9 protein-coding genes are annotated in these 7,884 nt (G+C 70.4%); 7 read left to right on the forward strand and 2 right to left on the reverse strand.

Going from position 1 to position 7,884, the window contains the following annotated elements; genetic code table 11:
• Positions 1-2: 2 nt before the first annotated feature.
• The 5 genes from MLE64_RS10495 to rfaE1 all read left to right on the forward strand — a co-directional run bounded on the left by MLE64_RS10495 (position 3) and on the right by rfaE1 (position 4,334).
• Positions 3-911 (forward strand): TorF family putative porin, encoded by a 909-nt coding sequence (locus tag MLE64_RS10495; RefSeq protein ID WP_243317678.1) that lies wholly within the window; start codon positions 3-5, stop codon positions 909-911.
• A gap of 51 nt (positions 912-962) precedes the next feature.
• Positions 963-2,672: an ammonium transporter gene (locus MLE64_RS10500; protein ID WP_243317679.1), complete on the forward strand. Its 1,710-nt coding sequence runs from the start codon at positions 963-965 to the stop codon at positions 2,670-2,672.
• Positions 2,673-2,684: 12 nt separating this feature from the next.
• On the forward strand, positions 2,685-3,038 hold the full coding sequence (locus MLE64_RS10505; protein WP_243294429.1) for a P-II family nitrogen regulator: 354 nt from the start codon (positions 2,685-2,687) through the stop codon (positions 3,036-3,038).
• 112 nt (positions 3,039-3,150) lie between these two features.
• Complete coding sequence (locus MLE64_RS10510) at positions 3,151-3,333, forward strand: Trm112 family protein (RefSeq protein WP_243317680.1); 183 nt, start codon at positions 3,151-3,153, stop codon at positions 3,331-3,333.
• Entirely contained in the window at positions 3,330-4,334 is a 1,005-nt protein-coding gene (gene rfaE1, locus MLE64_RS10515; RefSeq protein ID WP_243317681.1) for a D-glycero-beta-D-manno-heptose-7-phosphate kinase, read from the forward strand. Before MLE64_RS10510 ends, rfaE1 begins: the two co-directional genes overlap by 4 nt.
• Before the next feature lie 24 nt (positions 4,335-4,358).
• Here rfaE1 and MLE64_RS10520 read toward each other — a convergent pair whose 3' ends face one another.
• Together MLE64_RS10520 and MLE64_RS10525 are read right to left on the reverse strand one after the other, a co-directional pair.
• Positions 4,359-4,847: a hypothetical protein gene (locus MLE64_RS10520; RefSeq protein ID WP_243317682.1), complete on the reverse strand. Its 489-nt coding sequence runs from the start codon at positions 4,845-4,847 to the stop codon at positions 4,359-4,361.
• Between the two features lie 2 nt (positions 4,848-4,849).
• Entirely contained in the window at positions 4,850-5,977 is a 1,128-nt protein-coding gene (locus MLE64_RS10525) for a zinc-ribbon domain-containing protein (RefSeq protein WP_243317683.1), read from the reverse strand.
• 107 nt (positions 5,978-6,084) lie between these two features.
• Here MLE64_RS10525 and tmk point away from each other — a divergent pair, with 107 nt between their 5' ends.
• A complete protein-coding gene (gene tmk, locus MLE64_RS10530; RefSeq protein ID WP_243317684.1) occupies positions 6,085-6,741 on the forward strand; it encodes a dTMP kinase in 657 nt (218 codons plus the stop codon).
• 8 nt (positions 6,742-6,749) lie between these two features.
• Positions 6,750-7,754 (forward strand): hypothetical protein, encoded by a 1,005-nt coding sequence (locus MLE64_RS10535; protein ID WP_243317685.1) that lies wholly within the window; start codon positions 6,750-6,752, stop codon positions 7,752-7,754.
• The last annotated feature ends 130 nt before the right edge of the window (positions 7,755-7,884 follow it).

Consider the following 7,884-nt stretch of genomic DNA (forward strand, 5'->3'; position numbering starts at 1 on the left):
CCATGCCCTCACCCAGGCTCCTTCCGCTGCTCGCGGTCCTGGCGGCCGACCTCGCCGCCCAGACCCCGCCAGCGCCGCCTCCTCCCTCCTTCCTGGGTTTCCCCTTGAGCGGCTCGGTCACCCTCGGCTCCCAGTACATCTGGCGCGGCCTCACCCAGACCGACGGCAACCCCACGGTCCAGGCGGAACTGGACCTGGCCCATCCTTCGGGCTTCTACCTCAGCACCAGCCTCAGCAACATCTCCTGGTTCACGGACCAGAACGCCGGGCTCGCCAGCGCCCCGGTGGCCCTGGGCTCGCCGGGCGCGGTGGGGGCCCCGCTCTATCGGCCCGGGAAGGTGAACTCGGCAGGCGTGGAGGTGGACCTGTTCGGCGGCTACAAGTGGGGGTTCGCCAAGGACTGGGTCCTGGATGTGGGCCTCTACCGCTACCTCTACCCGGGCACCTACGACAACCTCGGCGCCTTCCGGAACCCGGACACCACCGAGGCCTACCTCGGGCTGGGTTATGCCTGGGCCAGCCTCAAGTACTCGCGGGTCCTGAGCGAGACCGCCATGGGGGTCTTCAACAGCAAGGGCACGAACTACGTGGACCTCAGCCTCGCGATTCCGCTAGGAGAGAGCGGCTGGACGGTGCTGCTGCATGGTGGCCGGACGACCTATCCCGCCAAGGCGAATCCGGATTTCTTCTCCAACGGCTCGACGCTCACCGGCGACAACGCCCTGTTCAGCTACTCGGACTACAAGGTGGGCCTCGCGAAGGAGCTCCGGGGCTACACGCTCGCCCTCGCCGCTACGGACGCGAACACCCGGGCGCGAGCGGCGGACGGCCAGGTGCCCGTCTACGAGAACGCCATGGGCCGGAACGTCGGCAAGGGCCGCCTGACCCTGACCCTCGCCAAGGCGTTCTAGCGCCGCCCCCTCTGACGCCCGTTTTACCTCTCCCTTTTCATGGAGCCTGAGATGGCAAGGATCACTCACGAGCGCGACAAGCTCTCCTTCACCGAAAAACTGGTCCGGCTGGGTGCCCGCCTGAGGGACCCGGAATGGCGCCGCTACGGCTTCGTGATGGCCTCGGGCAAGCTGCTGGGCGTGGCCACGCTGTTCGGGATGATGATCCTCATCCCGCTGCTGCTGAATGGCAGCTCGGCCCGGGCGGACGTGCCGCCCGCGAACCCGCCCGCCGCCTTGGCCGTGGCCACGTCGGCAGCCGCACCCGCGCCGGCACCTGCGCCAGCCCCCGCGCCCCCGGCGGTCGCCGCCAAGGACGTCATCAACCCCCTCAACACGGTCTGGACGCTCATCGCGGCCTTCCTCGTCTTCGCCATGCAGGTGGGCTTCGTGATGCTGGAAGCCGGCTTCTGCCGCTCGCGGGAAACGGTGAACGTGCTGGTGGAATGCGTCTTCGACACCTGCCTCTGCGGCATCCTCTTCTGGGCCTTCGGCTACGCCTTCATGTTCAGCGAGGGCAACGGGTTCATCGGGACCCACTGGTTCTTCCTCAAGGGCGCCCCGGCCACCTACGGCGCCACCGGCGTGGCCATCCTGGCCCACTGGCTCTTCCAGTTCGCCTTCGCGGACACCTGCTCGACCATCACCTCCGGCGCCATGATCGGCCGCACGGATTTCATCGGCGACATCCTCTACAGCTTCGCCGTGTCCGGCTTCATCTACCCCATCATCGGCCACTGGGCCTGGGGCCCCGACGGCTTCCTGGCCACCATGGGCAGCGCCGGCAAGTTCCTGCCTTCGCTGGGCATGAACTTCCATGACTTCGCCGGCTCCACGGTGGTCCACACCATCGGCGGCGCGGTGGCCCTCGCGGGCGCCGTGGTCCTCGGTCCTCGCCTCGGCCGCAAGTTCAAGCGGGACGGCGGCGGCCCCATGACGCCCCACGACCTCACCATCGCCGTGTGCGGCGGTCTGCTGCTCTGGTTCGGCTGGTACGGCTTCAACCCCGGCAGCACTCTGTCCGCCATGGATTTCGAAGGCATCGGCCGGGTGGCCGCCAACACCACCCTCGCGGCCTGCGCCGCGGGCCTGACCGCCGTGTTCTACATCTACGCCCGCACGGGCAAGTGGGATCCGGGCTCCATCACCAACGGGTTCCTGGCGGGGCTGGTGGCCATCACCGCGCCCTGCTACTGGGTGAGCCCCTTCGGCTCGGTCCTCATCGGCGCCGTCGCCGGCGTGATCGTGATCCTGGGCGTGGACCTGCTGGAATACCTGCGCATCGACGATCCCATCGGCGCCGTCCCCGTGCACATGATGAACGGCATCTGGGGCACCCTCTCGCTGGGCCTCTTCGCCAGCGGCCAGTACTCGGCCATCGGCAGCGATCCCATCGCGCCGGACCTGTCGTCGAAGCTCACGGGCCTCTTCTACGGGGGCGGGACCAAGGTCCTGGCCGCCCAGGCCATCGGCAGCGCCATCGTCACGGTCTCCACGCTGGCCGTGTCCTTCGCCGTGATGTATGCCATCGACGCCGCGGGCCTCCTGCGGCTCCACGAGGACGCCGAGCACGATGGCCTGGACCTCCACGAGCATGGCATCTCGGCCTATCCCGAGTACGTGATCTCGGCCCTGGCCTCTCCCGCAGGTGCGCCCCTGCGGGTCCCCGCCCACCAGGAATCGGCCGCCGGCTCGCGGTCCGCCCTGTCCCCGTCCCTGTAGGAGGAAACGACCATGAAGATGATCGTCGCCATCATCCGGCCCGACAAGTTCGAGGCGGTGCAGGCCGCCCTGGTGGCCAAGGAGATCTACCTGATGACCGTCTCCGACGTGCGGGGATGCGGAACCCAGAAGGGCTACGCCGAGCAGTTCCGGGGCAGCAAGATCGGCCTCATCCGCCTGCTGCCCAAGGTGAAGCTGGAGATCGCCGTGAACGAGGAATACGTCAAGCCCGCGGTGGAGGCCATCATGGGCGCCGCGAAGTCCGAGCCCAGCCAGCTGGGGGACGGGAAGATCTTCGTGCTCAATCTGGAGGAGTGCTTCCGGGTGCGCACGGGGGAGGTGGGAGGCGCGGCCATCGGGCCGTGAAGGAGAGGTGAGGAGGGTGAGTGGTAGGGGGGCGCCGGGACCGGTTTCCGGCCTGGACGCCCCCTGACGAGCCGCGGCCTCCCCCCTTCCGGGATTCCGATAAGCTGGATCCATGCCGCTCGATCCGCGCCTCCTCGAGATCCTCTGCTGTCCGGCCTGCCACGGCGACCTCGTGGAGCAGGCGGAGGGGCTGCACTGCCAGGGCTGCGGGCTGCTCTATCCCATCGAGGACGGCATCCCTGTGATGCTGGTGGACAAGGCCAAGCAAATGGGCGCCAAGAAGGTGGACCTGTGAGGCTCGACCGCGCCCAGGCCGAATCCCTGCTCCGGCGCGTGGACGGCCGCAAGGTGGCCGTGCTGGGCGACGTGATGCTGGACGAGTACCTCTTCGGGGAGGTGAGCCGCATCTCGCCCGAGGCGCCCGTGCCCATCGTGCGCGTGGTGCGCGAGCAGGCGGTGCTGGGCGGCGCGGCCAACGTGGCGGCCAACCTCAAGGCCCTGGGCGCCGAGCCCCTGCTCATCGGCACCCTGCAGAAGGACATCGCCGGCGACCGGCTGCTGGGCCTCCTGGGCCGGCTGGACATCTCCATCTCGGGCCTGGTGCTGGATCCCTCCCGCCCCACCATCATCAAGACCCGCGTCATCGGCCAGCAGCAGCAGATGCTCCGCATCGACCGCGAGGAGTCCGGGCCACCGGAAGCCGCCGTGCTGATGGGCCTCAGGGACCGCCTGGAGCGGGCCCTGGGCGAGGCCTCGGCCCTCATCGTGTCGGACTATGCCAAGGGCACCGTGAACGAACCGGTCATGGAGACGGTGCGGGAGCTCTGCGCGGCCAAGGGCCTGCCCTGGATCGTGGATCCCAAGCCGGCCCACAAGGCCCTCTACCGGGGCGCGACGCTCATGACGCCCAACACGAAAGAGACCTCGGAGCTCACGCACCGCGCGGCAAAGACCGACGTGGAAGTGACCGAGGCCGGTAGGTCGCTGGTGGCCGAGTTGGGCCTGAAGGGCCTGCTGGTGACCCGCAGCGAACGCGGCATGGCCCTCTTCGCGCCGGACGGAGACCACCGGGCGCCCTGGATGGTGCCTACGGAGGCCCGGGAGGTCTTCGATGTGAGCGGCGCGGGCGACACCGTGATTGCGGCCTTCAGCGCGGCCATCGCCGCCGGCGCGGACTGGCGGGAAGCCGCCATGCTGGCCAACGCCGCCGCGGGCCTGGTCGTCGCCAAGGTCGGCACCGCCACCGTCACGCCTGCCGAGCTGCTGGCCCACTACCACGAGCAGGAAGCGAATTGAGGCTGGGCGGGGTCCCGCCCAGCCTCAATTCCTCAGTTCGATGGCCAGCAGGAAGCGGTCGCCTTTGGCCAGGCGCTCCTTCACCTGGGTGAAGTTCAGGTCGAAGGTCTCGGTCTCGCCCGGCTTGATGGTGCCGACCTTGGTGCCGCCGGAGGCCACGCCCAGCAGCTTGCCGTCCTTGTCCAGCACGGCCACGGCGAAGCCGGGGATGCGGGGGTACTTGGCGGTGTTGGTCACCTCCACCTGAGCCCGCGTGCCGAACTCGGCCCCCTGGAGGATGTTGAAGAACCCCGGCTGCACCATGCGCTTGTTGAAGAAGATGCTGCTGACCTTCAGGCCGTCCACGTTCACGGACAGGGGGATCACGCGGTCCCAGGCGAAGGGGAAGGACTCCGAAAAGTAGGAGAGCGAGGCATCGGCCACCGGGGCCGGCGCAGGCGCGGGAGCTGCCGCCGGCGGGGCGGGCGGCGCCTGCGCCAGGCAGAGGAGGGCGGCGAGGGCGAGGGTCTGCATGGTCAGTTCTTCCCGAAGAGGCCGCCGAAGAGGCTCTTCTTGGGAGCGATCTCGGGGATGGACGAGGCGTCGAAGCTGGGCGCGCCCTCGCGCTCGCGGCGCAGGCGATCGAAGACCAGGCGGAGGCCGGGCACCTTGTGGGCCTCCAGCCAGTTCTCGCTGTGCTGGCGAGCCACCAGATGATGTTCCAGCACGCGCCCTTCTTCGATCCAGGCGGTGAGCTGGGCCATGGTGAGGCCCGGATAGATCTCCTCCCCGATCTTCAGCCGCAGCCGCTCGGCACTGGCGTCCTCGGCCGCCGGCGCGGCGGGGGCGGGCGGCTCCGGCAGGGGGACCGCCAGGTCCGAAGGCCGCAGGGCCTCGGTGGGGGGCTCGGCGGGAGGTTCGGGTTTCGCCGCGGCCAGGGCGGTCCGGAGATCCTCCTGGGACAGGCGCAGGGTGGTGGTGGAGGTGGCCTGGAGCACGTCGGAGAGGCTGCCCGCGGAGGTGGGTTCGTCCCCATCCGGATGGGAGGGCGCCAGGGGTGCGGCGGTGGCCTTGCCCAGGGTGGCCTCCAGGGCCGAGAGGGTGGCTTCCATGTCCATGGCACCGGGTTCCTTCGGCGCCTTGGAGGCCGAGGGGAGATCCGGCATGCCGGCGAACAGCTTGCTGATGGCGTCCTTGGCGGAGCTGTAGGTGCCCGTGAGGGTGTCCTCCCCGACTTCCGGCACTTGGGCGGCGGCAGGAGCGGGGGCCGGCGCGGGGATCGCAGCAGGGGTGGGCGGCGCCACCGCGGGAGCGGAAGGCGCGTCGGGAATCGCCAGGGTCGCGGCGGGAACGGGTTCGGCGGAAAGGCCTGAGAGCGTCTTCTCCAGGATGTCCTCGTCGGTGCTTTCCAGGTCCCCCAGCGTCAGGGAGGACGCCACGACGGGAGCCGGCTCCAGGGCGGCGGCCACGTCGGCCAGATCGAAGGAGGCGGTGGCCGCCGGCGACTCGGCCGGCGGGGGCGGAACCAGGTCCGGCATCGCGAGGCCCAGGGGGAACACCTCGCCGCAGCTGAAGCAGCGGGCCCGGCGGTAGGCCGGCCTCAACCGCTCGGGACGCAGGCGGTATCGGGTGGAGCAGCTGGGGCAATGGATCGCTTCGGCCACCTGGAACTCCTCGAGTTTCGAGCAGGATAGCACTGCGGCGGAAGGCGGCCAAACCGCGAAGGGCCGGCCCCCGGGTATCCTCATCGGGCGGAGGTCCGGTGCGGGGCGTGTTCATCACCATCGAAGGGGTGGAGGGTTCAGGGAAATCCACCCAGCTGCTGAGGCTCTCCGAGCGGCTGCGGCACCTTGGCCTGCCCCTGGTGGTCTCCAAGGAGCCCGGCGGCACGGCCCTGGGCCGGGAGCTGCGGCGCCTGCTGCTGGAGCGCCACGCCAGCGGCGAGACCTGGTGCGCGGATGCCGAGCTGCTGCTCTTCTACGCGGACCGGGCCCAGCACCTGGAGGCCGTGGTCCGGCCGGCCCTGGCCGAAGGCAAGGTGGTGCTGGTGGACCGCTTCGAGGACTCCAGCCGGGCCTACCAGGGCGCCAGCGGCGTGTCCGAGGCCAACCTGGACCGCCTCAGTGAGGTGGTGCTGCGGGGGCTGCGGCCGAACCTCACGGTGCTCCTCGACATGGACCCCGAGGTGTCCCTCCAGCGCGTGGAGGTGCGCAACCTGTCCTTGGGCTCCGAGTTCGCGGAGACGCGCTTCGACGAGGCCGCCCTGGAGTTCCACCGCAAGGTGCGGAACCGCTTCCTGGTCATCGCGCAGACCCATCCCACCCGCGTGGCGGTGGTGCCGGCGCGCGATCCCGTGGACCAGGTGGAGGCCGCCATCTGGGCCCGGGTGGCGCCGCTCCTGCGCAGCGCCGGGTTCAAGGTCGACTGAGGAACCGCATGTTCGCTCCCGAGATCGTCGGCCACCACGCCATCCGCCAGCGCCTGCTGGACCGCCTCCGGGCCGGGCGGATCCGGGGCTCACTCCTCTTCACGGGGCTTGAAGGCATCGGCAAGCGCCGCGTGGCCCTGGAGCTGGCCCGCCGCGAGATCTGCCTCCGCCGCAACGCCTGCGGGCAGTGCGAAGGCTGCCGCATGGTGATGGGCGAGGACCTGCCCTTCGAGCTTCCGAACCTCCTGCGCATCTCGCCAGAAGGCAAGGCGGGCGTCATCCGCATCGACCAGATCCGCGAGGGCCTCGATTCGAACAACCAGCCGCGCTTCAGCCGGGGCGTCATCGAGTGGGCCTCCCTGGCGCCACCTGTGGGCTGCCACCGCTGGATCCTGGTGGAGGAAGCCCACCGCCTCCACGAGAACAGCGCCAACCTCCTGCTGAAGACCCTCGAGGAACCGCCCGCGGACACCCACTTCATCCTGGTGACTCACCGCCCCGAGGCCTTGCTCCAGACCATCCGCAGCCGCTGCGAGCGCATCCCCTTCCCGCCGCTCGGGCCCGAGGAGGCCTGGGCCGTGGCCCTCCAGCAGGGGTGGACCGAGACGGACCGCCCCCGCTGGACTGCCCTGGGGGAAGGCGGGCTGCGCTTCCTAGATGAGGCCGCCTTCCGCCGGGCCGAGGCCCAGGTGGACGCCTGGCTGGCCCTCCTGGGGGGGCAACCCTTCAGCGAGGTCGGCGGGGCCCTCCTGCCCGACAAGGAGTCCACCCTGGCCCAGGGCGAGCAGCTGCGCCAGCCCCTGGAACTGCTCCTGCGCCTGCTGGCGGACCTGGCGCGGATCCGCGCCGGCCAGGCCCCGGCGCTGGAGCCCTGGCGCGAGGTCCTGGAACCCCTGGCCGCCCGGGACCGGGACCTGGGACCGCCCCAGCAGGCGGTCCTGGAAGGGCTCCGGCATCTGCCGCGGAACCTCAGCCCCGAGCCCCTGCTTCGGGAGGTGGGGCTGGCGCTCTAGGGCCTGTTTTCAAGGTGGGACGCCGCCGCGACGCTGCCCAGCCGCGCTCATGGCAAGGCGACGGCCGAAGGGCGATGCGGGACATCGTTCGAGGCCGGCAACGCAGCCTGGGGTGCGGCTGGGCAGCGTC

The sequence above is a fragment of the Geothrix paludis genome, from assembly GCF_022808815.1.
Taxonomy (GTDB): Bacteria; Acidobacteriota; Holophagae; order Holophagales; family Holophagaceae; genus Geothrix; species Geothrix paludis.